Annotated in this window: 24 protein-coding genes; 12 read left to right on the top strand and 12 right to left on the bottom strand. The window is 65.2% G+C overall.

The features are described 5' to 3' along the window. Positions 1-74: 74 nt before the first annotated feature. The 5 genes from kynU to WN73_RS35210 form a co-directional block, all read right to left on the bottom strand. The gene (kynU, locus tag WN73_RS35230; protein WP_271556806.1) at positions 75-1,289 is read right to left on the bottom strand and encodes a kynureninase; all 1,215 of its coding nucleotides are present in this window, start codon (positions 1,287-1,289) and stop codon (positions 75-77) included. Between the two features lie 2 nt (positions 1,290-1,291). Beyond that, on the bottom strand, positions 1,292-2,131 hold the full coding sequence (kynA, locus tag WN73_RS35225) for a tryptophan 2,3-dioxygenase (RefSeq protein WP_271556805.1): 840 nt from the start codon (positions 2,129-2,131) through the stop codon (positions 1,292-1,294). Positions 2,132-2,165: 34 nt separating this feature from the next. Continuing rightward, a complete protein-coding gene (locus tag WN73_RS35220; RefSeq protein WP_271556804.1) occupies positions 2,166-2,975 on the bottom strand; it encodes an alpha/beta hydrolase in 810 nt (269 codons plus the stop codon). A gap of 230 nt (positions 2,976-3,205) precedes the next feature. Continuing rightward, the gene (locus WN73_RS35215) at positions 3,206-4,483 is read right to left on the bottom strand and encodes an ArgE/DapE family deacylase (protein WP_271556803.1); all 1,278 of its coding nucleotides are present in this window, start codon (positions 4,481-4,483) and stop codon (positions 3,206-3,208) included. Between the two features lie 53 nt (positions 4,484-4,536). Next, positions 4,537-5,262 carry a pyridoxamine 5'-phosphate oxidase family protein gene (locus tag WN73_RS35210; protein ID WP_271556802.1) on the bottom strand — a complete coding sequence of 242 codons (726 nt, stop codon included), beginning with the start codon at positions 5,260-5,262 and terminating at the stop codon, positions 4,537-4,539. Between the two features lie 75 nt (positions 5,263-5,337). Here WN73_RS35210 and pdxR point away from each other — a divergent pair, with 75 nt between their 5' ends. Both pdxR and WN73_RS35200 read left to right on the top strand, forming a co-directional pair. Further along, positions 5,338-6,807: a MocR-like pyridoxine biosynthesis transcription factor PdxR gene (pdxR, locus tag WN73_RS35205; protein WP_161535144.1), complete on the top strand. Its 1,470-nt coding sequence runs from the start codon at positions 5,338-5,340 to the stop codon at positions 6,805-6,807. Positions 6,808-6,874: 67 nt separating this feature from the next. After that, on the top strand, positions 6,875-7,120 hold the full coding sequence (locus WN73_RS35200) for a DUF6719 family protein (RefSeq protein WP_161535145.1): 246 nt from the start codon (positions 6,875-6,877) through the stop codon (positions 7,118-7,120). Between the two features lie 12 nt (positions 7,121-7,132). On the opposite strand, the gene WN73_RS35195 is transcribed toward WN73_RS35200, so the two are convergent. From WN73_RS35195 to WN73_RS35185, 3 genes are read right to left on the bottom strand one after another with little or no spacing between them, the layout of a single operon-like run. Then, positions 7,133-7,495 (bottom strand): hypothetical protein, encoded by a 363-nt coding sequence (locus WN73_RS35195; RefSeq protein ID WP_038966792.1) that lies wholly within the window; start codon positions 7,493-7,495, stop codon positions 7,133-7,135. 34 nt (positions 7,496-7,529) lie between these two features. Then, positions 7,530-7,694, bottom strand: a complete 165-nt coding sequence (locus WN73_RS35190) for a hypothetical protein (protein ID WP_202633020.1) — start codon at positions 7,692-7,694, stop codon at positions 7,530-7,532. A gap of 11 nt (positions 7,695-7,705) precedes the next feature. Beyond that, entirely contained in the window at positions 7,706-7,900 is a 195-nt protein-coding gene (locus WN73_RS35185; RefSeq protein WP_161535146.1) for a hypothetical protein, read from the bottom strand. Positions 7,901-8,105: 205 nt separating this feature from the next. Here WN73_RS35185 and WN73_RS35180 point away from each other — a divergent pair, with 205 nt between their 5' ends. Then, positions 8,106-8,315 (top strand): hypothetical protein, encoded by a 210-nt coding sequence (locus tag WN73_RS35180; protein WP_028171130.1) that lies wholly within the window; start codon positions 8,106-8,108, stop codon positions 8,313-8,315. A gap of 34 nt (positions 8,316-8,349) precedes the next feature. Here the strand turns inward: WN73_RS35180 and WN73_RS35175 are convergent, their stop codons facing one another. Beyond that, positions 8,350-8,898 (bottom strand): CreA family protein, encoded by a 549-nt coding sequence (locus WN73_RS35175; protein WP_011086924.1) that lies wholly within the window; start codon positions 8,896-8,898, stop codon positions 8,350-8,352. A 208-nt stretch (positions 8,899-9,106) separates the two neighbouring features. Between WN73_RS35175 and WN73_RS35170 the strand changes: the two genes are divergently transcribed. From WN73_RS35170 to WN73_RS35155, 4 genes are all read left to right on the top strand, one after another. Next, a complete protein-coding gene (locus WN73_RS35170; protein WP_271556801.1) occupies positions 9,107-10,720 on the top strand; it encodes a L,D-transpeptidase family protein in 1,614 nt (537 codons plus the stop codon). A gap of 135 nt (positions 10,721-10,855) precedes the next feature. Beyond that, positions 10,856-11,425 (top strand): glutathione peroxidase, encoded by a 570-nt coding sequence (locus WN73_RS35165; RefSeq protein WP_271556800.1) that lies wholly within the window; start codon positions 10,856-10,858, stop codon positions 11,423-11,425. Positions 11,426-11,588: 163 nt separating this feature from the next. Continuing rightward, the gene (locus WN73_RS35160) at positions 11,589-12,602 is read left to right on the top strand and encodes a polysaccharide deacetylase family protein (RefSeq protein WP_161535150.1); all 1,014 of its coding nucleotides are present in this window, start codon (positions 11,589-11,591) and stop codon (positions 12,600-12,602) included. Between the two features lie 7 nt (positions 12,603-12,609). Then, complete coding sequence (locus WN73_RS35155; protein WP_028171126.1) at positions 12,610-13,161, top strand: dihydrofolate reductase; 552 nt, start codon at positions 12,610-12,612, stop codon at positions 13,159-13,161. 33 nt (positions 13,162-13,194) lie between these two features. On the opposite strand, the gene WN73_RS35150 is transcribed toward WN73_RS35155, so the two are convergent. Then, positions 13,195-13,647 (bottom strand): DoxX family membrane protein, encoded by a 453-nt coding sequence (locus tag WN73_RS35150; protein WP_011086919.1) that lies wholly within the window; start codon positions 13,645-13,647, stop codon positions 13,195-13,197. A gap of 354 nt (positions 13,648-14,001) precedes the next feature. Then, positions 14,002-16,311, bottom strand: coding sequence for an NADP-dependent malic enzyme (locus WN73_RS35145; RefSeq protein WP_028171125.1), 2,310 nt, complete (start codon positions 16,309-16,311; stop codon positions 14,002-14,004). A gap of 246 nt (positions 16,312-16,557) precedes the next feature. Between WN73_RS35145 and WN73_RS35140 the strand changes: the two genes are divergently transcribed. After that, on the top strand, positions 16,558-18,528 hold the full coding sequence (locus WN73_RS35140) for a hypothetical protein (protein ID WP_271556799.1): 1,971 nt from the start codon (positions 16,558-16,560) through the stop codon (positions 18,526-18,528). Positions 18,529-18,684: 156 nt separating this feature from the next. Here the strand turns inward: WN73_RS35140 and aspS are convergent, their stop codons facing one another. Then, a complete protein-coding gene (aspS, locus tag WN73_RS35135; RefSeq protein WP_271556798.1) occupies positions 18,685-20,457 on the bottom strand; it encodes an aspartate--tRNA ligase in 1,773 nt (590 codons plus the stop codon). Positions 20,458-20,653: 196 nt separating this feature from the next. Here aspS and WN73_RS35130 point away from each other — a divergent pair, with 196 nt between their 5' ends. The 4 genes from WN73_RS35130 (at position 20,654) to WN73_RS35115 (ending at position 25,008) form a co-directional block, all read left to right on the top strand. Next, complete coding sequence (locus WN73_RS35130) at positions 20,654-22,129, top strand: protein adenylyltransferase SelO (protein WP_271556797.1); 1,476 nt, start codon at positions 20,654-20,656, stop codon at positions 22,127-22,129. Between the two features lie 209 nt (positions 22,130-22,338). Next, positions 22,339-23,190: a phosphodiesterase gene (locus WN73_RS35125; RefSeq protein WP_271556796.1), complete on the top strand. Its 852-nt coding sequence runs from the start codon at positions 22,339-22,341 to the stop codon at positions 23,188-23,190. Position 23,191: 1 nt separating this feature from the next. Then, positions 23,192-24,142 carry a carbohydrate ABC transporter permease gene (locus WN73_RS35120; protein ID WP_271556795.1) on the top strand — a complete coding sequence of 317 codons (951 nt, stop codon included), beginning with the start codon at positions 23,192-23,194 and terminating at the stop codon, positions 24,140-24,142. Next, positions 24,139-25,008, top strand: coding sequence for a carbohydrate ABC transporter permease (locus WN73_RS35115; protein WP_060911762.1), 870 nt, complete (start codon positions 24,139-24,141; stop codon positions 25,006-25,008). Before WN73_RS35120 ends, WN73_RS35115 begins: the two co-directional genes overlap by 4 nt. The last annotated feature ends 7 nt before the right edge of the window (positions 25,009-25,015 follow it).

Below are 25,015 nucleotides of genomic sequence, written 5' to 3'. Positions count from 1 at the left end.
GCGTCTCTGCGGAAGGATCCTGGATTGCTTCGTCGCAAGGGCTCCTCGCGATGACGGATGGGCGGGCACCGTCCTCACGTCACCGCGTTCACGACCTGATATTCCGGCCGGCGCCATACCTCGCCTGCGATCACCTCCTCGATGATCTCAGCCGCCCTCATCACTTCGCTCTCGCCGATATACAGCGGCGTGATGCCGAAGCGCATGATGTCGGGAGCGCGGAAATCGCCGATGACGCCGCGGGCGATCAGGGCCTGCATGGCGGCGTAGCCGCCATCGAAGGCGAAGGAAACTTGCGAGCCGCGGCGCTCATGCGCGCGCGGGGTCACCAGCTCTAGGGACGGACAGCGGCGCCCGACTTCCGCGATCAGGAGATCGCCGAGTGCCAGCGAGCGCGCGCGGACCTCGGCGATATCGACGCGGTCCCATATGTCGAGCGAAGCCTCCAGCGCCGCCATCGCCAGCACCGGCGGGGTGCCGACGCGCATGCGCTCGATGCCGCCGGCGGCGACATAGGCGAGTTCAAACGCGAACGGCTTTGCGTGGCCCATCCAGCCCGACAGCGCGGCGCGCGCATTGTCGGCGTGGCGCGGCGCGACGTAAAGGAAGGCTGGCGCGCCGGGGCCGGCGTTGATGTATTTGTAGGTGCACCCCGCGGCGAAATCGGCACCTGACCCTGCAAGATCGACCGGCAGTGCGCCGGCCGAATGGGCGAGATCCCAGACCGTGACGATGCCGAGCGCATGGGCTTTCGCCGTCAGCTTCGCCATGTCGTGGCGGCGGCCGGTGCGGTAATCGACCTCGGTGATGTAGAGGACCGCGATCTCCTCCGACAACGCAGCCTCGATCTCCTCCGGCGCGACCAGTTGTAATTGATGCCCGCGCCCGAGCGTCGCGATCAGGCCTTCGGCCATGTAAAGGTCGGTCGGGAAATTGCCGGTGTCGGACAGGACGACCTTGCGCGATGCGCTCATGTCGAGCGCGGCCGCAAGCGCCTGGTAGACCTTCAGCGACAGCGTGTCGCCGACCATCACGGAGCCGGCTTCCGCGCCGATCAGCCGGGCGATGCGATCGCCGACATGGCGCGGCTGGGCATACCAGCCCGCGGTGTTCCAGGCTCGGATCAGCTCGTTGCCCCACTCGGTGGTGATGACGCGGCTGACGCGCTCGGCAACGCCCAGCGGCAGCGCGCCGAGTGAATTGCCGTCGAGATAGATCACGCCGTCAGGCAGATGGAACATCGCCCTGGTGTCGTCATAGACGCGAAGCTTCGACTTGGTCATGGACATCTCTAGAGGATGGTGCGGACGCGCCAGAGTTCGGGGAACAGCTCGACCTCCAGCATGCGCTTGAGATAGCTGACGCCGCCGGTGCCGCCGGTGCCGCGCTTGAAGCCGATGACCCGCTCGACCGTCGTCACGTGGTTGAAGCGCCAGCGCCGGAAATAGTCCTCGAAGTCGACCAGCTTCTCGGCGAGCTCGTACAGCATCCAGTGCGTCTCCGGCGCTTCATAGACGACACGCCAGGCCTGCAGCACGCCCTCGTTGAAGCTGTGGGTCTCGCGGACGTCGCGCGACAGTACCGCCGCCGGCATCGTGAGTCCGTTGCGGTCGGCCAGCCGCAGCACCTCGTCATAGAGGCTCGGCGTCGCGAGCTCGGCCTCGAGCGCCTTCGTCACCTCGGCATCGTGCGCGTGCGGCTTCAGCATGGCGTGGTTGCGGTTGCCAAGCAGATATTCGATCAGCCGGTACTGCCGCGACTGGAAGCCCGAGGACTGGCCGAGCTGCGAGCGGAAGCGCGTGTATTCGCTCGGCGTCATCGTGCGCAGCACGTCCCAGGCGTTATTGAGCTGCTCGAAGATGCGCGACATCCGCGCCAGCATCTTCATCGCGGGCTGCACCTCGTCCCTGGCGATGGCACGGCGCGCGGCGCTGAGCTCGTGAATGGCGAGCCGCATCCACAGCTCCGTGGTCTGATGCTGGATGATGAACAGCATCTCGTCATGCGCTTCCGACAGCGGATGCTGCGCGCCGAGGATCGCATCCAGCGCCAGATAGTCGCCATAGGACATGCGCCGGGAGAAGTCGGTCTCGGCGCCTTCGCTTGCAGGATCGTAATCGCTGGACGTCATGGCTGGCCCTCCCGATCGATCATTCCGGCCCGGCTCAGTCGAGGCCGATCAGGCGCGCGGTGATCTGCGACGACGGATCCTTGAGCCCGTCGATCACGGTGAAATGGTTCAGCGCCGGCTCGACGACGAGGCGCGTCGGCACGTCGAAGCCGGTCCAGACATTGGCCAGTAGATCGGACTGGCGGATGAATTCGGGCCGCTCGCCGCCGCCGACCCAGGCGGTCACAGGCGAATGCCCGCGCGGCAGATGCAGCGCCGCGCTTTCGAGCGTCGCCTCCTCCATGGTCATGCGCAGCGTCTCGTTCATCTTGGTCTTGAGCAGCGGACGCAAGTCGTGCAGCCCGCTGATCGAGAGCGTGCCGGCAATGCGGTTGTAGACGGCGGGCTCCAGCCGGCTGTCATCGCACAGCATGCGCGTGACGAGATGGCCGCCGGCCGAGTGGCCGGCAAGGCGGATGGGACCTGCGACAAACGAGGCCGCTGTCGCAATCGCGGCGGTGATCTCAGCGGTGATGTCGGAGACGCGCGCAGCCGGCGTCAGCGTGTAGCTCGGCAGCGCCACGGTCCAGCCCTGGTGCCGCGCGCCTTCGGCAAGATCGGTCCACGCCGACTTGTCGAAGCGCATCCAGTAGCCGCCATGGACGAAGACGACGAGGCCCTTGCTGTCGCCGTCGGGCAGGACCAGGTCGAAGCGCTGGCGTTCACCGGCGCCATAGGCGATGTCGGCGCGAAACTCCTTCAGCCCGGCGCGGTAGGCCGCCGCCCGCTCCGCCCACTGCGCCGGCATCTTGTCTGAGCCCGGGATATGGGCCGAATTGGCGTAAGCGTCGTCCCAATCGCGCATCGTTACTCCCTCGGCGGACTCAAGGCGGCCGCCAGTCTGCCACCGGGAACGGCCGCATCCTAGTCTTTATTTTAAGCTTAAAGTATCTGGATGAGGGCACCGCTAGCCTCTCCACTCGTCATTCCGGAGCGATGCAAAGCATCGAACCCGGAATCTCGAGATTCCGGGTTCGCCCTTTAGGCGCCCCGGAATGACCAAACGTTTTGTTCGCAATGACGTCGGAGAGTGACCTACGCCTTCTCCACCCCGCACCACTCCGCGATGAACAGCGCCATGGCCTTGGTCGTCTTCTTCAGCGACTCCAGATCAACGTATTCGTTGAAGCCGTGCATCTCGCCGCCGCTGGCGCCGAAGCAGAGGCTCGGGATACCGTGATTGAGGCCGTAGAAGCGGGTGTCGGTGAGCGCGGTGAAGACGAGGTCCTCGACTGCACCGCCATAGACCTTGTTGAAGGCCTTGCCGAATGCCGCCTCGGGCGCTACCGCGTCGGTCAGCTCATAGCCTTCCGACAAAAAGCCCGACCATTCGACCTCCGGCGGGTTGTTGGCGAGGAAGCGGTGGTTGCGCGAGGCAGCAGTGACGCAGGCCATGATCTCCTTCTGGTGATCGGCCACCGACCAGCCCGGCAGGATCGCGATGCGGCAATCGACGTCGCACCAGGCCGGGACGCTGGAGGCCCAGTCGCCGCCCTTGATGATGCCGGGGTTGAAGTTAATGGGATGGTTGATCGTCCCAAAATGGCGATCGGCCTTGGCCCGCTCGTTCCATTCGATCTCGAGCTTTTGCAGCGCATGGACCAGATGATAGGCCGCCATGATCGCATTGGAGCCGGAGCCGGCGAACGCGACATGGGTCGGATGGCCCTTCACGCGCAGGCGAAACCAGATCACGCCGACCTGCGAGCGCACCATCTTGCCGCCGGTCGGCTCCGGGATGAAGCAGGCGTCCGCGCGGTATCCGCGCTGGAGCGTCGAGAGCGCGCCAACACCGGTGCTCTCCTCCTCGATGACGGACTGGAAGTGGATCCGCCCCGTCGGCTTGAGGCCCGCGGCCTTGATGGCATCGAGTGCATAGAGCGCGCCGATCGTGCCCGACTTCATGTCGCAGGCGCCGCGGCCGAACATCTTGCCGTCCTTGATGACGGGCGAGAATGGCGGGGTGTCCCACAATTCCAGCGGGCCTGCCGGCACCACGTCGCAGTGGCCCTGGAGGATCAGCGATTTGCCGCCGCCCGTTTGTGGACGGTAGGTGCCCACCACCGAGCGCGCCTTGGAAAAATCATGCTCGATCGGACCGAAGCCGCGCAGATCCTTCAAATCGTCGACATTGATGTGCCAGTCGTCGACCTCGTAGCCGCGCGCGCGCAGGAGGTCGCCGATCATGTCCTGGCACGGCCCCTCGGCCCCGCGGATCGAGGGGATCGCAACGAAATCACGGGTGGTCGCAAGCTGGGCTTCGAAGCCGGCATCGACGGCGTCAACAATCCTCTGCTGCGTTTCGGCATTCATCAGGCAACTCCAGGCATTCGAATGGTCCCAAGGAGCGCGCAAGCTAGCCGATTTCAGCCGTTCGGGTACTCCACAAAATATGCATCCCGCAATGCATCTTCGAGCAGGCGGCCTTCCGAATAGCCATCGAGCGTCGCCGGGCGCGTCACACCCTCCAGCAGGCGCGGACACGGCTCCGGAGCGCCGAGCACGGTGCGCACGGGAATGCGCTCGGCGTAGATCGGCAACGCATAGTCCTCGTCGTCGTCCGCAACACCCTTGGCGCGGATTTTTGCCGAGGCCTCCTCGATCTCCATGGCGATGAAGGAGGTCGCCTTGATCTCCTGCGTGTTGCTCGCCCGCAGGCTCGCGGTGCGGTCCGGGAAAAATCGGTCGACCATGGCGATCACCGCCCGCTCCTTCTCCTCGGGGTCGGTGACGAGATAGGCGGTGCCGAACGCCATCACCGCGCGATAGTCGGCGGAGTGGTTGAAGCCACAGCGCGCCAGCACGAGGCTGTCGAGATGGGCGACGGTGAGACACACGCGCTCGCCCCTGGTCTGGTTGCGCAGCATGCGGCTGGCGCGCGAGCCGTGCCAATAGAGCTTCGTCCCCTCGCGCCAGAAGAAGGTCGGCGTGCAATAGGGCTGGCCGTCGATGACATAGGCGACATGACAGAGCATCGAGGAATCCAGGATGCGATGAACCGTGTCGTGATCGTAGAAGCCGCGGTCGTGACGGCGCTTCACCTGGTTGCGCGCTGAGGTCGGATAGGAATTTGAAGTCTCGGTCTGGCTCACGGCCGCTCCTGTCGTGAATGGAACAGTTCCAGGGCAGTTGTAGCGGCCGATTTGGTCTGCGATAGTGCCAATTCCATGCAAAAAATTCCGACCAATTCGCCCTCGCCCGCCAAGGCCGAACTGCCGCTCGACCTCACCGGGGCGCACATCACCGCCGGCGCATCGGCGGCGCACAGGCTCTACCAGGCGCTGTGCGAGATGATCGTCTCCGGCCTCGTCAAGCCTGGCGAGCCGCTGCCGCCGTCGCGCACATTGGCCAAGCAAACGGGCTTCCGACGCAACGCCGTCGTCACCGCCTATGAACGCCTGATCGCCGACGGCTTTGCCGATGCCACCGTCGGCTCCGGCACCTTCGTCGCCGCGCGGATTCCAGCGCGTGCCGCCGAGCCTAAGAAGCCGAAGGTGATCGTCGAAGCACCGCAGCAAGGCGCGTTCTCGCTCGGCTGCACCCATATCGACGAACGCGCCGTGCAGCGCTTCCGCGCCTTTGTCGGCCGGCGCATGCGCGCGTTCGGGTCCGAGCATCTTCATTATGGCGATCCCCGCGGCAGCCGCGAGCTGCGGGCGGCGATCGCCGATCATCTATTGTCGGCGCGCGGCCTGCGCTGCGATCCCGACCAGATCATGCTCACGTCGGGCACGCTGCACGCCCTGCGCATCGTGCTGAGTGCGATCCTGAAGGCGGGCGACCAGGTCTGGTGCGAGGACCCAGGTTACCCCGCCGCGCGCAAGACCATCGCGCATTGCGGCTATCGCGCCGTGCCCGTCCCCGTCGACGAGCACGGGATGCGCATCGCCAAGGGCCGCACGTCGGCACCGTCCGCGCGCGCGGCCTATGTGACGCCGTCGCACCAGTTTCCGCTGGGCGTGCAGATGTCGATGCCGCGCCGGCTCGAACTGCTCGACTGGGCCAAGCAGGCCGGCGCCTTCGTGCTGGAGGACGATTACGACAGCGAGTTCCGCTATGACGGCGCGCCGCTGATGTCGCTTGCCGGCATCGATCATCTCCAGCGCGTGATCTACATGGGCACGTTCGCCAAGACGCTGTTTCCGGGCCTGCGCATCGGCTATTGCGCCCTGCCCGAGCGCCTGATCGCCGACGTGACAGCCGCGCGCACCGCGCTCGACCGCTTTCCCGGCACGCTGATGGAAGGCGCGGTGGCCGACATGCTCAACTCCGGCGCCTTTGCGGCGAACCTGAAGCGGGTGCGAAAGCTCTATCGCGAGGCTCGCGACGCGCTGGCTGAGACGCTGGAGGCCAGATCCGACGGTGTGCTGTCCGTACCGGTCCCCTCGCAGGGCCTGCATCTTGTCGCAAGGTTCGATCCGTCGGTCGATCTATCGGTCGCGGCCGAGGCGAAGCTGGCCGCCGGCGCCGAAGGCTGGCTGTTGGCCGACACCTATTCGCGCACACGTCCCCTGCCCGGCTTCGTGCTGGGATTTTCCGGGCATGCGGTTCCGAAGCTCGTGGCATCCGCGGAACGGCTCGCGCGGGAATCGCGTGCCGCGTTGCGCGTGAAGGGCAGATCGGCCCGGCGTGCGTGACGAAGCTTTGCTATCAGAATCGGCGACCGCTCCCTACATTGCGGCATCGATTCCGGGAGCCCTCATCATGTCACTCCGCCGCGCAGCCTGCCTCTCGCTCCTGATCGTCATCGCGCTTGCCTCGACGGCGCGCGCAGGCACCGTCGGGCGCGAGCAGGACATCGTGGATCTGAAACTTGGCCAGCGCGTGCTGGTGGATGACGGAACCTGCCCGGCCGGACAGGTCAAGGAGGTCCGCGGCGCGAAGATGACCGACAAGGGGATCGCGCAAACGAGTTCCTGCGTGCCGCGGCACGGGCCGAAATCGAAATGATAATCGGAGAGGCTACTTCGCCGGATCGAACATGCACTGCAAGGTGGGCTTGGCGATCTTGGTGAAGGTCGGGCCGATCTCGCCCTGCTTGGACGTCGGCACCCAATCGGTCTCGATCGTCGGAACGCCGGTCTCGCTGATGCCGCGCAGCAGCGCCTCGCGCAGATCGCGGTCCTCGACGACCGCGGCGGCATGGTCATGCAGACAGCCGCAGACTTCCTCCGGATGCTCCCAGCGCCCGAGCATGCGTGGCGCGCACTGCCGCACGAACTCGGTGCGGGGATCAGGCAATCTGGAGGGAGAGCGCACTTGCGCCTGGACGGAACTGATCGTGAGAAGGGAAATGAGCGCTGCGGCGCAAATGCGAAGATTCATGATGGCCTTTAACGGCTGATTTTCTTGTTGGCGATCAGAAGCGCGCGGCGACCACGATCGGCTGCGGCGACGGGGTAATGACCGGCGAGCCGCTGTACTGGAAGGTGCCGATGCCCGGCAGATTGCCGTCTGGCGCGCCTGCGAACGAGGAACCGGCGAGGACAAAACCGAAAGCAAGGATGAAGCTGAGCGCGCGCATGGTCTTGTCCCTCAATGTCGCCGGCGGTGCACCGCCGTCGTTGTGAAGCTGATAACCATGGGTGGTTTCGCGCGTGATGCGCCAAAGGCGGAAAATGGTTTCATCTCCGTGAGAATTGTTTCGTCCGGTCCGATGCGACGAAACAATTCTCGGAAAATGCCAATCATTTCAGTCAGGTTGCGCCGCAACTCAACGTAACCCGGCAAGTCCTTGTTCCAGCACGAACATGCGCCGGGGGCGCGCTGTCATGCGCGCGCCTTGCACGCTTCATACGCATTTTACGTTTTTCTGCTGAAGAGAAGCCAAACGAAGGTTGGGCCCTGTCGAACCGGGGGCGCTTCGGCTGCGACCCAAGCCATCGAAACCGAGACGCCCGGATCACCGGGCGCGATCACGTGAGGGATGGCCATCATGATGGCGGGAAAACGCGCAACGACGCGCGAAGCGGAGCAGCGGACGGACCGCGGAGATCAACGACCTGTTCGCGGCCCCGTCACTTCGACGAGCGAAATGGCGCTGCAATCGAGCCGCGGCTTTGAGGCCGCGCCGCAGATGTTCGTGCGGCTGACCGGCTCGCATCTCGCAAAACCGCGCGTCAGCCGTGCTGTCGTCACCGAGTGAACGCAAACGCGTCACTGAGTGAACGCAAACGGCGTCACTGAGTGAAGAATTCGCCGCACTTCTGGACGTTGGCGTCCGCCGGTCCCCACGGCATGATCGGCACGGTCGAGGTCGAGTTCTTCGGCGAGCCCTCGATCAGCTTGTCCGAATAGACCATGTAGACCAGCACGTTGCGCTTGGCGTCGCAGCCACGCACGATCTGCATCTTCTTGAAGAACAGCGAGCGTCGCCTGCGGAACATGTCGTCGCCTTGTTCCATCTTGTCCTTGAACTTGATGGGCCCGACCTGGCGGCAGGCGAGCGAGATGTCCGAGACCTCCTCGGCAAGGCCGAGCCAGCCCTTGAAACCACCCTTCTCCGGCACGGTGAAATGACAGGCGACACCTTCCACCTCGGGATCATCGAGGCCGTAGGTCGCGAGCTTGTCATTCGGGCTGACCCATTTGAAGACGGTCGAGCGGCGGAAGATCAGATCCGGCTCGTCGGCAGCCTGGGCGGAAGCCACCGGCACGACCAGAGCCAGGAGGAATAAAGCAAGGCCTTTCAAGCGGATGCCGGAAAGACCGGGGAAACGAGATGACATGAAGTTCTCCGGTAACAAGTACCCGCAATGTAGGGATGAGACAGCCAGACAGGAAGGCGACTGGCCGCGAGGAGCGGCCGCCGTTTACCGCTCCGTGAGGCTTTTTTGCTACGTCTTGGACAAATGTAGCTGATGGCAGAACTGCCTTGCCGGTGAACGCGTATCCCCTCTACGAGACTAATGTCTGATTTGGATTATGGATTCGAGGATGAATAGCGTGAATGGGTCCGGTTCTTCTGCCAAGCCGGCGCGGCTGTGGCAGGTCGCCATTTTGGCGACGGCTGGTGCGATCGGTACGGCAAGCCAGGCGGACGCAGCATTTTACTACTGGACGGATTATTCCGACGGGTCCTACGCCTCCCGTCAGGATCGGCATCTCGAAGTCCCGCGCCAGAAGCCGCAGAAGCGCGGCGCGGCCGGCAAGAAGGACGCGGTTGCCGAGAAGGAAGTCGGCACCAAGCCGCAAGGGCCGCTCGTCATCGTCGTCTCGATCGACCGGCAGAAGGTGACGGTCTACGACACCAACGGCGTGTTCGCGGAATCCCCGGTGTCGACAGGCATGAAGGGCCACTCGACGCCGATGGGTGTGTTCAGCGTCATCCAGAAGCACAAATTCCACCACTCCAACATCTATAGCGGCGCGCCGATGCCGTACATGCAGCGGATCACCTGGTCCGGTGTCGCCATGCATGCCGGCGTGCTGCCGGGTTATCCGGCCTCGCATGGCTGCATCCGCATGCCGATGGCGTTCGCGGTGAAGATGTGGAATTGGACCAAGATGGGTGCACGCGTCATCGTCTCGCCCGGCGAGATGACGCCGCACAGCTTCCAGCACCCGCTGCTCGCCTCCGTGCGCGTGCCGCCGCAGCCCGCGGCCAGCGTCGAGCCTCAGACCAACATCGGCGACAAGGCCGACAAGGGCGCACCAGCCAAGGTCACTGAAGCCAAACCGCCCGAGACCAAGACCGCCAGCGCCGAGAGCGTGCTCGAGCTGCGCTCGTCGGTCGGCCACACCGTGATGTCGGACATGACGACGGGCAATGCGCCGGCCCGCGCGGAAGCGGCCGCACCGGCCGACAAGCTTGACGCAACGAAAACCGCCGAAGCGTCTGACGCGGCCAGGCCGGCAAACGCCGATGCGAAGCCGACCGATTCCGCCGAGGCACCCAAAGCGACCACGGCCTCCGACGACAGGCCCGCCGACAAGGTCGAGGCCGTCAAGTCCGAGCCCGTCAAGACTGACGCGGCCGACGCCGCAAGGAAGCCTGATGCCGCCGTGACGGCTACGGCACCCGCGCCGGACGCCAAGAAGGACGAGAGCCGCGTTGCCGATCCTGCGCCTGCGGCGAAGCCGGAAGCGCCCAAGCGGGCCGGCCAGATCGCCGTCTTCATCAGTCGCAAGGATTCCAAGCTCTACGTGCGGCAGAATTTCGCGCCGCTGTTCGAGGTGCCGGTTACGATCGCCGCGAGCGACCGGCCGCTCGGCACGCACGTCTTCACCGCCGAAGTCGACAAGACCGACGCCAATGCATTGCATTGGTCGGTGGTGTCGCTGCCCGTCTCCGCTCGCGCCGCCGCGCGCGAGGATGACAGCCGCGTGACGCGCCGCCAGCGTGGCGCCGCCGTGATCCCCGTCGCCGCAAAGCCGGTGGTCACGCCGGACAACCCGGCTGAGGCGCTCGACCGCATCGCGATCCCCGCCGACACCATGGCGAAGATCAACGAGATGCTGACCTCGGGCGGCTCGGTCATCGTCTCCGACCAGGGCATCAACCAGGGCGAAACCGGCGAAGGCACTGATTTCATCGTCCGGCTCTACTAGAGCGTTTTCGAGCGCCCGATCCATCGGAACGGAAATGGCTCCAGGCGCTTCGCCGCTCCCGATAACGCGGTGTTGACGAGGCCGATCGCAGCGGCGGAGTAACATGCATCCCGGATCGTTTCGGGGGACGCCGTCATGATGAACCGAAGGACCATGCTCATCGCGGCGCTTGCAGGCGCCGTCGCTCCGGTGACGCGCGCGGTCGCCGATGGCGGCATGAGCCGGATCTCGGCCTACGCCTTCTCCTTTCCCGCGTTGTCCGGCGACGACATCCGCCTCGCCGCTTTCACCGGCAAACCGCTGCTGGTGGTCAACACCGCCTCGCTCTGCGGCTACACGCCCCAATACGCGGGGCTGCAAGAGCTCTGGAGCGAGTTTCGCGAGCGCGGGCTCACCGTGATCGGCGTGCCCTCCAACGATTTCGGCGGCCAGGAGCCGGGCGGAACGGGCGAGATCACGGAGACCGCGCACCACCAATACGGCGTTACCTTCCCGATCGCGGCCAAGGCCACAGTGATCGGCGCGAGGGCGCATCCGTTCTACAAATGGGCGGCCGACGCGCGCCCGAAGGATGTTCCGCGTTGGAACTTCCACAAATACCTGATCGGGCGTGACGGCTATATCGCCGAGGTATTTGCCTCCGCCATCGAGCCGACCGATACGCGAATCAAGACGGCGATTGCCAAGACGCTGGCCGACACTTGATGCAACGCGCCCCATCCGGTTGGGCACAATTGTGGCGGGATGCCAAACAGCCGTTGCAATGGCGATGGCCCACCATCTAGGCTAAGATCGTTTGGGGCAGGATGGTTTTGCCGGAGGCGAAAAGTCACGGCGGAACAACGGGATCAATCTCGAGGACAACACCATGCGTGTGGCGGCAGGACTGATTTTGGCAAGCGCGATGTCTTTAGGCATGACCGGCGCGGCATGGTCGCAGGCCCCGGCCGCGAAGCCCGCCGCCGCAACGGGTGCCGCACCGGCCGCGACGCCGGCTGCTCCAGCGGCAGCACCGGCTCCTGCAGCGGCCGCCGCGCCAGCGGGCTTCGTCAATCCGCCGCCGCCCAAGCAGGCGCCGCAGCCCGCACGCGCGGCCTGCAACACACCCGACGCGCTCGGGGTCGCCCGCACCGTCGAGATCGACACGACAGGCGGTCCAGGCTTCGGCTTCGAGCACTTCAAGGAGCTCGACTTCCTGCGCGACAAGGAGGTGGTGTTGACCTTCGACGACGGCCCCTGGCCGAAGAACACGCCCGCCGTGCTGAAGGCGCTCGCCGATGAATGCACCACCGGCATCTTCTTCTCGATCGGCAAGCACGCGACCTATGAGCCGGAAATCCTGAAGCAGGTCTACGCTGCCGGCCACACCGTCGGCACCCACACCTGGTCGCACGCCAATCTCAACAACAAGAAGCTCACGGAAGCGCAGCGCAAGGAAGAAATCGAGAAGGGCCTGTCGGCGGTGAAATGGGCGCTCGGCGGCATCTCGCCCTCGCCGTTCTTCCGCTTCCCGGCACTCCAGCATCCGCCGGAGATGGTCACCTATCTCGGCAACCGCAACACGGCGATCTTCTCCTGCGACATCGACTCGTTCGACTTCAAGGCCTCGAAGCCCGAGAAGGTGATCGAGACGGTGATGAAGAAGCTCGACAGCAAGGGCAAGGGCATCGTCCTGATGCACGACTTCCAGAAGCATACGGCAGAAGCCCTGCCCGAGCTCCTCAAGCGCCTAAAGGCAGGCGGCTACAAGGTGGTGGCGATGCGCGCCAAGTTCCCGGCGTCTTCGCTGCCCGAATACGACCAGGAGCTGCTCAAGGACGTCAAGCTGCCGACGGTGAGCCAGCGCCCGGTCAATTCCGTGGTGACGACCGTTTCGGAATAGCCGGCAATTGTCTTTCTGTATCGAAGGCTACGTCATCGTCTCCGCGGACGGCATGCTCGCCGACGCGAGCCATGTCATGCCTGACAGCCTGAAGTTCGAAGGCGACAAGCTGTTCTTCGAGCAGGCGCTCGATCGCGCCGCGCTGATCGTGCACGGCCGGCACTCACATGAGCAGCAGCCGAACTCTCCGAAGCGCAAGCGGCTGATCACGACCCGCAAGATCAAGGCCCTCACCGTCGATCCGGAGATGCCGAACGCGACATTGTGGAATCCGGATCACGCGAGCTTCGAGGAGGCCTGCGCCTTCGCCGATGTCGCCTCCGGCATGGTCGCGATCATCGGCGGTCCCGTCGTGTTCGACATGTTCATGGACCGTTACGACACGTTCTGGCTGTCGGAAGCCCCGCATCTGCGCCTGCCCGGCGGCGAAGGTTGTTTTGTCGGCGTGCCCGAGCGGACCCCGCACGAGGTGCTGGCGTCACACGGGATGAAGCCGGACGCGCCCTATGTGCTCGACGCGGCGCATGACGTCACGGTGACACCGTGGCGTCGGGCGTAGGTGCACTGCAACAACGCTCCCTGCAAAAACGCCCTACACGTCCCCGTAAGCCGCCTCGACCGGCCGCGTGGCGCGGCCATAGCCGATGATCATGCAGAGCGCACCGATGATCGAGAGATTCTTCAGCGCATCGACCAGCATCTTTGCGTTGTCGGGCGCCGCCAGATTCCAGAAGTCGTAGAACAGCACGGTTGCGACCGCGACGTAGACGATCAGCAGCATGGCGAAGAACCGCGCCCCGAAGTTCAGCGCGATCATCAAGCCGGCGATGATCTCGAGCGCGCCGACCGCGATCGCCAGCAGCTGCGGCGTCGTCATGGCGGTCGCCGTCTCGATCTGCTTGGCGTAAGGCGCGATGATGTCAGGCACCACGACCTTGGTGGCAATGAAATCGGCGGTCGCCTGGATGGCGAACAGTTTCGTCGCGCCCGTGTAGATGAACAGCACGGCGAACAGAATTCGCCCGAAAGTCACGAACGCTGGCATGATCGGCCTCTTGGCTCAGGCTTTCTAAGATCGGAACTTGGACGAAAGTCCTGAGCGATTATGAAGAGTCGTTGGCCGGTTTACAAACGGGGAAATGGAGAACTGTTTTGAAAAGATTGAAGGGCGGATGCGCCGGAGGTGCGCTCCCTCGCCCCGCTCTTGTCCGCCGAAGCCTTGGCGAAGGCGGATGCGGGGCCGCGACGAGCTTCGCTCGCGCTGAGAGGGTTGGGGTGAGGGGAGCCTCCACGGGGGCGGTGAGAATTGGACTCGCGGAGAGTCCCCCTCACCCGGATCGCATCTGACGATGCGATCCGGCCTCTCCCCGCAAGCGGGGAGAGGCGAAGAGGTCCCGCCTCAGGTAAACAACGTCGGCTGCTGCCGCGCCGCGCGCTCCTGCGCTTCCACGACTGCGACCGCAGTCATGTTGAGGATGCCGCGCGCGGTCACCGAGGGGGTGAGGATATGCGCCGGGCGCGCCGGGCCGATCAGGATCGGGCCGACGGGCAGTGCATCCGCGAGCGACTTGATCATCTGATAGGCGACGTTGGCGGTGTCGAGCGTCGGCATGATCATGATGTTGGCCTCGCCCTCGAGGTTGGAGTGCGGCAGCACCATCTTGCGCGCAGCGGCCGAAAGTGCCGTGTCGCCCTGCATCTCGCCGTCGGCCTCGATCTCCGGATGCTTCTCCTTCAGGAGCTGGGTCGCCCGGCGCATCTTGCGCGAGGACTCGGTGTCGTAGCTGCCGAAATCGGAATGCGAGACGAAGGCGATCTTCGGCTTGATGTTGAAGCGCTGGACGTGGACCGCCGCGAGCGAGGCGATCTCGGCGAGTTCTTCCGCGCTGGGGTTGGGGCGAACCTGCGTATCGGCGATGAAGAACGCGCCCTTGCTGGTGATCAGCAGCGCCAGCGCCGCATAGTCGCTGATCCCTGCCGAGAAGCCGACGATCTCGCGGACATGGCGCAGATGGCTCATGTAGCGGCCCTCGACGCCGCAGAGCATCGCATCCGCCTCCCCGCGCGTCACCGCGAGCGCGGCGATGACCGTGTTGTTGGTGCGTACCACCGTGCGCGCCGCATCCGGCGTCACGCCGCGGCGGCCGGCGACCTCGACATAGGACTGCACGTAGGATCGGTAGCGCGGATCGTCCTCGGGGTTGACGAGGTCGAAATCCTTGCCGGCCTTGATCGACAGGCCGAAGCGCTTGATGCGCGCCTCCACCACGGACGGACGACCGACCAGGATCGGCGTGGCCAGCTTCTCCTCCAGCACCACTTGCGTGGCGCGCAGCACGCGCTCGTCCTCGCCTTCGGCATAGATCACGCGCACCGGCTGGGTCTTGGCCTTGGCGAACATCGGCTTCATCACGAGGCCGGAGCGGAAGGCGAAGCGCATGAGCTGCGCGGCATATTCGTCGAAATTGGTGATGGGGCGCGTCGCGACGCCCGACTCGATCGCGGCCTTCGCGACCGCCGGCGCCACGCGCAGGATCAGCCGTGGATCGAACGGGCTCGGAATCAGCGAGCCCGGACCGAAGCCTCCCATCTCGCCGGTGTCGACCCCTTGCGCCACCGCATCCGACGGCGCCTCGCGCGCGAGCTGCGCGATGGCTTCGACGGCGGCGTGCTTCATCTCCTCGTTGATGGCGCTGGCACCGACGTCGAGCGCGCCGCGGAAGATGAAGGGAAAGCACAGGACGTTGTTGACCTGGTTCGGATAGTCCGAGCGGCCGGTGCAGATCATGGCGTCGGGGCGCACCTTCCGCGCTTCCTCCGGCATGATTTCGGGCGTCGGATTGGCGAGCGCCATGATGAGCGGCTTGTCGCCCATCGCCTTGGCCATCTCAGGCTTGAGGACGCCCGGTGCCGACAGCCCGATGAAGATGTCCGCGCCGCCGATGACGTCGGCGAGCGTGCGCTTGTCGGTCTTCTGCGCATAGACCGCCTTCCAGCGGTCCATCGAGGTGTTGCGGCCCTCATGCACGAGGCCGTCGATGTCGCAGACCCAGATGTTCTTGCGCTGCGCGCCCATCGACACCAGAAGATTGAGCGTCGCAATCGCGGCAGCACCTGCCCCTGACGCCACGATCTTGACGTCCGACAGCTTCTTGCCGTTCAGCCTGAGGCCGTTGGTGATGGCGGCGGCGACGATGATCGCGGTGCCGTGCTGGTCGTCATGGAAGACCGGGATCTTCATGCGCTCCTTCAGCCGCGCCTCGATCTCGAAGCACTCCGGCCCGCGGATGTCCTCGAGATTGATGCCGCCGAAAGTCGGCTCGAGCGCCGCCACGGTCTCGACCACCCGGTCGATGGTGTCGGCGGCGATCTCGATATCGAACACGTCGATGCCGGCAAACTTCTTGAACAGGACCGCCTTGCCCTCCATCACGGGCTTGGAGGCCAGCGGGCCGATATTACCGAGGCCGAGCACCGCGGTGCCGTTCGAGACCACGGCGACCAGGTTGGCGCGGGTGGTCAGCGTCGCCGCCTCGGCCGGGTTCTTGGCGATCTCGGTGCAGGCAGCCGCAACGCCCGGAGAATAGGCAAGCGCGAGGTCGCGCTGGTTGGCAAGCGGCTTGGTCGCCTGGATCTCGAGCTTGCCGGGGCGCGGCAGACGATGATAGGCGAGCGCCGCCTGGTGGAGGTCATCAGAATAGGACGACATGCGGTCTCTTGCCTCGCGTTACCGGCCTCAAACTACGTTGTCCTGACCGGTCTGTCGCGGGTCGCGGTATTCCGGGTCATGGAAACGGGATGAAGCACGGCCGGCGCCCCGGTGGCAACATCCGATTCCGCCCCCATCAACAGGCCGCACGGTCAAATATTTGAAAACCATAGCTTTCCCTGGACCGCCCCGCGCTTTGCGAATATGGCAGGTTGCGCAGTGCAAAACGAGCAACTGGAGCTGAGAATGAAGCGGATCCTGATCGGCCTGATCGCACTCGCCGTGCTCGCCGCGGGCGGATGGTTCGGCTTCAACCTCTATGCCAGACATCGCGCCACCGCGGAGATCGAGGCCGTCTTCGACCGGATCCGCAGCCAGGGCGGCAAGGCAAGCCACGGCAAGGTGGCGTTCGACGTGACGAGCCGGACGCTGACCATCGAGGACATCGCAGTCGATCCCGCCGGGCAGCCACAGGCGCACGTCAAGATCGCCGGCATCAAGGGAATGGGCCTCCGCCAGACCGATGAGACCCGCTTTGCGGCCGACAGCATCGAGATCTCCGGTTTCGAGGTCGCGCTGGACGAAGTCGGCCCCGGGAAGCTGAAAGCCTCCTACAAGATCCCGCAGATGATCATGCGCGATTACGCGGGCCCAGTTCACGTCCAGAATGCGCCGGCGTCAGGCGCCCTGATCGACTTGTACCGATTTGTGCTCGATCAGTATGCGAGCGTGACCGCATCTTCAGTCACGGCACCGACCCTCACCATCGCCTTCGATGCCGGCAAAGGCGCCGCCGGCAGCGGCGAGGTCGTCTATTCGGGGCTCGCGATCCAGAAGCTCGGCAAGGGCAAGGTCGACGCGATGAAGGCCGACCGCGCCTCCTTCACGATCAACGTGGAGCAGGCCGGCAAGGCGGACAAGCTGACCGGCGAGATGTCCGACCTCATCATCAATGATTTCGACTCGACCGCAATCGCCGCCGCCCTCGATCCGCAGAAGGCCAACGACGACAGCTACCATCGCGTTTACGGACAAATGTCGAGCGGCCTTTACGTGGCGACGTCGACGCACGGCGTGCGGATGCAGGTCGACGGCATCGCGATCGCCGATATCGCGGTCCAGCCGTCAAAATTCCGGCCGGCCGAGATTCTGGCACTGCTGCCGACGGACCGCTCCGTCCAGCCGACCCCGGCGCAATCGCGCGAGATGATGGAGAAGCTCGCCGGCCTCTATGACGGCCTTCGCGTCGGCAAGATCGAGATCGGCACCATGTCGATCACGACCCCGCAAGGGACGCCCCGGCTCAGGGCGATCAGATACCAGGAGGGCGAGTTCGCGCTCGAAGGCCTGGATGCGCCGACGCCGCAAGGCCAAGTGAAGATGGAGCGCTTCGCGCTCAAATCGCTCAGCCTGGCGAACCTGTTTCGTTGGGCCGCGAGCCTCACCACGCCCGGGCAGCCGCCCTCGCCCGATCAGATGCTGGGCCTGTTCCGGGTGCTCGAAGGCGCCGAGATCAAGGGCGTGGTCTCGCCCTACAAGAACACGCGGCAGCTCGTCACCATCGACACGATCAGCCTGAACTGGGGCCAACTGGTCGGGTCGATCCCGAGCAAGGCCAATCTGGTCGTGAAGATGGTCGCCCCCACCGATCCGGCCAATCCCACGCAGCTGCCGCTGACGATGGCCGGCATCGACAAACTGGCAATCAACCTCGATCTCGGCGCGGCCTGGACGGAGTCCTCGGGCGCGCTGGCGCTCGCGCCGGCCACCATCGACCTCGGCAACCTCGCCAAGGCGCAGGCCCGCCTCGCACTCGCCAACGTGCCGCGCGGCGTGTTCACGGCCGACCCGGTGCAAGCCATGAGCCAGGCCGGGCAGATCGAAGCCGGCGCGATCGAGCTCTCCCTGCGCGACAGCGGCGTCGTCGATCTGCTCGTGGCGCAGTTCTCCCGCATGCAGAATGTCAGCCGCGACGCGGCGCGCGGCGCCATCGTCGAGATGATCCGGGCACAGGGCGAGAAGATCGCGGCCGCCAATCCCGATGCCAAGACCGCGGTCGATGCCATCGCCGGCTTCGTCGAGACGTCAGGGCAAACGCTCACCATCAAGCTGACGCCGCTCGGCAAGGTGCCGATGCTTCAGCTGCTCGGCGCCCTGAACAGCGAGCCGATCGTCGCGCTGGCACAATTCCGCATCGAGGCGTCGACGGGGTTGTAGGCCGAGCGTTCGCTCGGCGGTCTCGTGTCCCGGACGCGGCGCGGCATGAAATGACGCGACGCAGAGCCGGGACCCAGGGTCACCGTCCGTGAAGTCTGGGCCCCGGCTCTGCAGCGCACCGCTGAAGAAGCGCTGCGCTGCGTCCGGGGTACGCATTCACTTCTGCGGCAGGTTCACTCGCACATGCAGCTCGCGGAGCTGCTTGGTCGTGGCTTCCGACGGTGCGCCCATCAGGAGGTCCATGGCCTGCTGGTTCATCGGGAACAGCGAGATCTCGCGCAAATTGGTGGTGCCGCACAGCAGCATCACGATGCGGTCAACGCCCGCGGCCATGCCGCCATGCGGCGGCGCGCCGTACTGGAAGGCGCGGTACATGCCGCCGAAGCGGTCAACCACCTCCTGCTCGCCATAGCCGGCGATCTCGAACGCCTTCACCATCGCTTCCGGCACGTGGTTGCGGATGCCGCCCGAGGCGATCTCGTAGCCGTTGCAGGTGATGTCGTACTGGAACGCCTTGATGGTCAGCGGATCCTGGCCCTTCAGCGCCTCGAGGCCGCCCTGCGGCATCGAGAACGGGTTGTGCGAGAAGTCGACCTTCTTGTCGTCCTCGTTGTACTCGTACATCGGGAAGTCGACGATCCAGGCGAGCTCGAACCGCTCCTTGTCGGTGAGGTTCAATTCCTCGCCGACCTTGTTGCGGGCAAGACCCGAGAACTTCCAGAACTTGTCGGGATCGCCGGCGACGAAGAAGGCGGCATCGCCTTCCTTGACACCGATCTGCGCGCGGATTGCAGCGGTGCGCTCAGGTCCGATGTTGTTCGCCAAGGGACCAGCGCCCTCGCCGCCCTCGCGCCACATGATGTAGCCGAGACCGGGCTGGCCTTCACCTTGCGCCCACGAATTCATGCGGTCGCAGAAGGCGCGGCTGCCACCGCCCGGCGCCGGGATCGCCCAGACTTGGTTCTTGGGGTCTTCGAGCATGCGCGCGAACACCTTGAAGCCGGAGCCGCGGAAGTGTTCGGAGACGTCCTGCATCTCGATGGGGTTGCGCAGGTCCGGCTTGTCGCTGCCGTATTTGCGCAGCGCCTCGGCGAACGGGATGCGGCGCCAGTTCTTGCTAACCGGCTTGCCCTTGGCGAACTCCTCGAACACGCCGGTGATGACGGGCTCCATCGCCGCGAAGACGTCTTCCTGCGTGACAAAACTCATCTCGACGTCGAGCTGGTAGAACTCGCCGGGCAGACGGTCGGCGCGCGGGTCCTCGTCGCGGAAGCACGGCGCGATCTGGAAGTAGCGGTCGAAGCCCGACATCATCAGCAATTGCTTGTACTGCTGCGGCGCCTGCGGCAGCGCGTAGAACTTGCCGGGATGGATGCGCGAGGGCACCAGGAAGTCGCGCGCGCCTTCCGGCGAGGACGCGGTCAGGATCGGGGTGTTGAACTCGAAGAAGCCCTGCCCCTCCATGCGCCGACGCATCGACTTGATGATTTCGACGCGCGTCATGATGTTCTGGTGCAGTTTTTCGCGACGCAGATCCAGGAAGCGATATTTGAGCCTGATATCCTCAGGATATTCCTGGTCGCCGAACACCGGCAGCGGCAGGTCGCCGGCCGGGCCCAGCACCTCGATCTCGCTGACATAGATCTCGATCTTGCCGGTCGGCAAATCGTCGTTGTCGGTGCCTTCAGGGCGGCGGCGGACCTTGCCGTCCATCTTGACCACGAATTCCGAGCGCAGCTTTTCGGCCAGCGAGAACGCCGGCGAGTCCGGGTCGACCACGCACTGGGTCAGGCCATAATGGTCGCGCAGGTCGATGAACAGCACGCCGCCATGGTCGCGAACGCGATGGACCCAGCCCGAGAGGCGGATCGTCTCGCCGATGTTGCTCTCGCGGAGCGCGCCGCATGTATGTGACCGGTAGCGATGCATGGTCGTCCCAAATTGATGTCTGAGGAAGCGAATCGGACGACTGAGGTGGCCGGTCCGAAAGTTGCGGCAGGGTTTACCCGACGAGGCCCAAGGCGGCAACCAAGGGAACGGCCTGTTTCGGGCCCGGAAGGCCCATTTTTGGCCGATCTGGGCTCAAGCCTTTGCCATCAGGCGTTCCCCGCCTATCTTTACCTCCATGACCGTCCATTTCCCCTTCCAGAACTCCTATTCGGCGCTGCCGGACAGCTTCTTTGCCCGGGTCGCGCCGACCCCGGTCGCAGCCCCCCGGCTCATCAAGCTGAACCGGCCGCTGGCGGTCCAGCTCGGCCTCGACCCGGATATGCTGGAGACCCCTGAGGGCGCCGAGATCCTGGCGGGCAAGACGGTTCCTGATGGAGCCGACCCCATCGCCATGGCCTATGCCGGCCACCAATTCGGGCAGTTCGTGCCCCAGCTCGGCGACGGCCGGGCGATCCTGCTCGGCGAGGTCATCGACCGGGACGGCGTCCGCCGCGACATCCAGCTCAAGGGAAGCGGTCCCACCCCGTTCTCCCGCCGCGGCGACGGCCGCGCTGCGCTCGGGCCCGTCTTGCGCGAATACATCGTCAGCGAAGCGATGTACGCGTTGGGCATTCCGACCACACGCTCGCTTGCCGCCGTCGTCACCGGCGAGCACGTCATCCGCGAGACCGCGCTGCCTGGCGCGGTGCTGACCCGCGTCGCCGCGAGCCACATCCGCGTCGGCACCTTCCAGTTCTTTGCCGTCCGCCGCGATACCGACGCGATCCGCCGGCTCGCCGATCACGTCATCGCCCGTCACTATCCCGAGCTGCTCGGTACCGAGCGGCCCTATCACGCGCTGCTTGCCGGCGTCGTCGCGCGCCAGGCCGAGCTCGTCGCGCGCTGGCTGCTGGTCGGCTTCATCCACGGCGTGATGAACACCGACAATTCTTCGATCTCGGGTGAGACCATCGATTACGGCCCCTGCGCCTTCATGGATGCCTACAATCCCGCGCAGGTCTTCTCCTCGATCGACGAGATGGGCCGCTACGCCTACGCCAACCAGCCGCGCATCGCGCTGTGGAATCTGACCCGGCTGGCCGAGTGCCTGCTGCCCCTGTTCGGCGAGGAGCAGGAGAAGGCGGTCGAGCAGGCACAGGACATTCTCGGCGCATTCCCCGAGACATTCAGCAAGGCCTATCAGGCGGGCCTGCGCAAGAAGGTCGGCCTGTTCACGGAGCGCGACGGCGACGAGGCCCTGATCCAGGACCTGCTCGACGCCATGGCGAAGAACCAGGCCGACTTCACCCTCACCTTCCGCAGGCTGGGTGACGCCGCCGGCGATCCGGCCGCGGACGACGCCCGCGCAGAGTTCATGGACCCCGCAGCCTTCGATGAGTGGGCCCGGCGGTGGCGCGAGCGTCTCGCCGCCGAGCCGCAATCCGCCGCCGAGCGGCAGTCCGCCATGAACGCCGTCAACCCGCTCTTCATCCCGCGCAACCACCGCGTCGAGGCCGTGATCCAGGCCGCGGTCAACGATGACAACTACGCGCTGTTCGAGGAATTGGTGAAGGTGCTGGCGAAACCGTTCGAGGACCAGCCGGACTATGCGGCTTATGCCGATCCGCCGCTACCGGACCAGCGGGTGTTGCAGACGTTCTGCGGGACGTGAAAGCTCGCACGCCCCCGCATCACCACCTCTAATTGATTCGCTGCATGGATTGCGCCTTGCGCGAATCCATTCCTGTCCGGTGGACGTTGTGGACACGTCCTGCCCGCGGGAACCGCTGTCATCAAACTGAAACACTCGCGCTCTAACGGCCTGTCAGCGCCATCTTGCCGGAGGCGCCCGTCCTCCAACAAGTCCCGACAAAGCGCGCCATGCCCTTCAAATTCATTCACATCACCGATACGCATCTCGCGAACCCCGGGCTGAAGCTCTATGGGCTCGATCCGCGCGCCCGGCTGGACGCGGCGATCGCCGACATCAACAAGCACCAGTCCGACGCTGCATTTGCTGTCGTGACCGGCGACCTCACCCATTGGGGCGAGCCTGAATCCTACGCCAATTTCACAGACGCGATGGCTGCGCTGAAAATCCCGTACATCGCCATGGTCGGCAACCACGACAAACGCGTAGCTTGCCTCGACGGCCTGAAGGCCGCACCGCGCGATTCCGACGGCTTCGTGCAGGGCACGCGCACCACCGAGCACGGCCTGTTCGTCTTCCTGGACACGCTGGACGAGACCAGCCACGCCGGCGAGATGTGCGCCAAGCGTCTCGGCTGGCTCGCAAGCACGCTGGCCGCCGCACCGGCCGACATGCCGTTCGTCGTCTTCATGCACCATCCGCCTTTTCCGGTCGGCGTCCACGCGATGGACGAGATCGCACTGAAGCAGAGCGCCGAATTCGCCGAAGTCATTGCGCCCTATCGCTCGCGCATCCGCCACCTCTTCTTCGGCCATGTCCACCGGCCGATCTTCGGCAGCTACGGCAAGATTCCGTTCTCGACGCTCCGCGGCACCAACCACCAGGTCTGGTTCGAGCTTGACGCTGCCGCCGCCGAGCATCTCGCCAGCCACGAGCCGCCGGCCTATGGCGTGGTGCTGATCGACGGCGAGAACCTGGTCGTGCACAGCCACGACTTCCTCGACGAAAGTCTGCGCTTCCCCTTCGAGCCACCGGCAGGAGTGGACGGCCGCGACTATGCGCTCAACTTCCCGGCGCGGTGAGATGAGCCTCGCTGAACCCGCGACTCTCCCGGTCGCGGCAACTGCGCCGCCGCGCCTGCTTCTCCTGAAGCGGTTCTCCGCCCGCTTCAAAGCCTCGCTGCCGGCCTATCTCCTGCTGCTGCCCTCGCTGATCTTCCTCGCGCTGTTCACTTACGGCGCGATGGGACGCGTGATGATCGACGCGCTGTATCAGCGCGCCACGCCCAAGGCGCCGGTCCGCTTCGTCGGCTTTGAGAACATCAACGCGGTGCTCGCCGATCCCGCCTTCACCGGGGCGATCGTCAACAATCTCGTCTACGCCGTCGGCACCGCGATCCCCAGCATCGGCCTGGCGCTCTTGTTTGCGCTGGCGCTGTCGCGCACCAACGCCTTCAACAGCGTGCTGCGTGCCGCGCTGTTCCTGCCGGTGCTGATCCCGATGGTCGCGGCATCCGCGCTGTTCCTGTTCATCTTCCTGCCGAATGTCGGCCTGCTCGACTATTACATCGGCCGCCTGCTGCCGGTGCTGCCGAACTGGCTCGGCGATTCCGACATCGCGCTTTACGCCATCATGGTCATCACCATCTGGAAGAACGCCGGCTACTACATGCTGTTCTTCCTCGCCGGCCTCCAAGCGGTGCCTGAGGATGTGATGGAAGCCGCCCATCTGGACGGCGCCGGTCCGTACCAGCGCCTGCGCCACATCATCCTGCCGGAGCTCAAGCCCACCTTCCTGTTCGTCACTGTCATCGCAACGCTCAATGCGGTCACGCAGGTCGACCACGTCTTCGTCATGACCAAGGGCGGGCCGTCCAACGCGACCAATCTCGTGCTGTTCTACATCTACCAGCAGGCGGTCGAGCACTACGACATCGGCAAGGCCTCGGCGGCCACGCTGCTGACGCTCGCCGTGCTGATGGGCCTCACCGCGCTCTCGTTCCGGACGATGGCGAACCGGGAGGGCGGGCCATGAAGCTGATCGACTGGCTGCTCAAGGACGCCCCGCTCGCCACGCGCCGCGAGATCACGCCGAAGCTCGGCTTCGTGCTGACCGTGCTGCTCGCGATCATCTGGCTCATCCCCTTCCTCTGGATGGGCGTTGCGACACTGCGCCCCGCCTCGGACGGCATCAACGCCATGGCCGAGCTGATGCCGAGCCTGAAGCCGACGCTCGACAATGTCAGGGATGCCTGGGAGATCGGCGATTTCCCGCGCTACGCCCTCAACACCACGATCATCTGCACCGGCATCCTGCTGGTGCAGCTCGTTACCATCACGCTGGCGGGCTTTGCCTTTGCGCGCCTCGCCTTCGCCGGCAAGACGCTGATCTTCTATTTGTTCCTGATGCAGCTGATGCTGGTGCCGGTGCTCTTGATCGTGCCGAACCTGACGCTCGTGGCGCAGCTCGGTCTCTATGACACGCTCACCGGCGTGATGATGCCGTTCTTCGCCTCCGCCTTCGGCACCTTCCTGATGCGCCAGGCCTTCGAGGCGATCCCGACCGAGCTGGAAGATGCCGCGCTGATCGACGGCGCCAGCCTGTTCCAGCGCATCCGCCACATCTACGTGCCGCTGTCGATGCCGAGCTTCTCCGCCTTCGCCATCATCTCGGTCACCAGCCACTGGAACGATTTCCTGTGGCCGCTGATGGTGATCAATTCGCCGGACAAGCGGCCGCTCACCGTCGGCCTCTCCGTCTTCACCGCAACGGCCGAAGGCACCCAGGCCTGGGGCACCATCGCCGCCGGCACGCTGATGGTAATCGCGCCGCTGCTCGTCACCTTCCTGATCTTCCAGAAGCGATTCATCAGCTCTTTCGTCACCTCAGGCATCAAATAGGAGATTT

The sequence above is a fragment of the Bradyrhizobium sp. CCBAU 45394 genome, from assembly GCF_028128655.1.
Lineage (GTDB): Bacteria > Pseudomonadota > Alphaproteobacteria > Rhizobiales > Xanthobacteraceae > Bradyrhizobium > Bradyrhizobium diazoefficiens.
The sequence above is the reverse complement of the archived record's forward strand: the minus strand, read 5'-3'. Positions and strand labels throughout refer to the sequence as shown.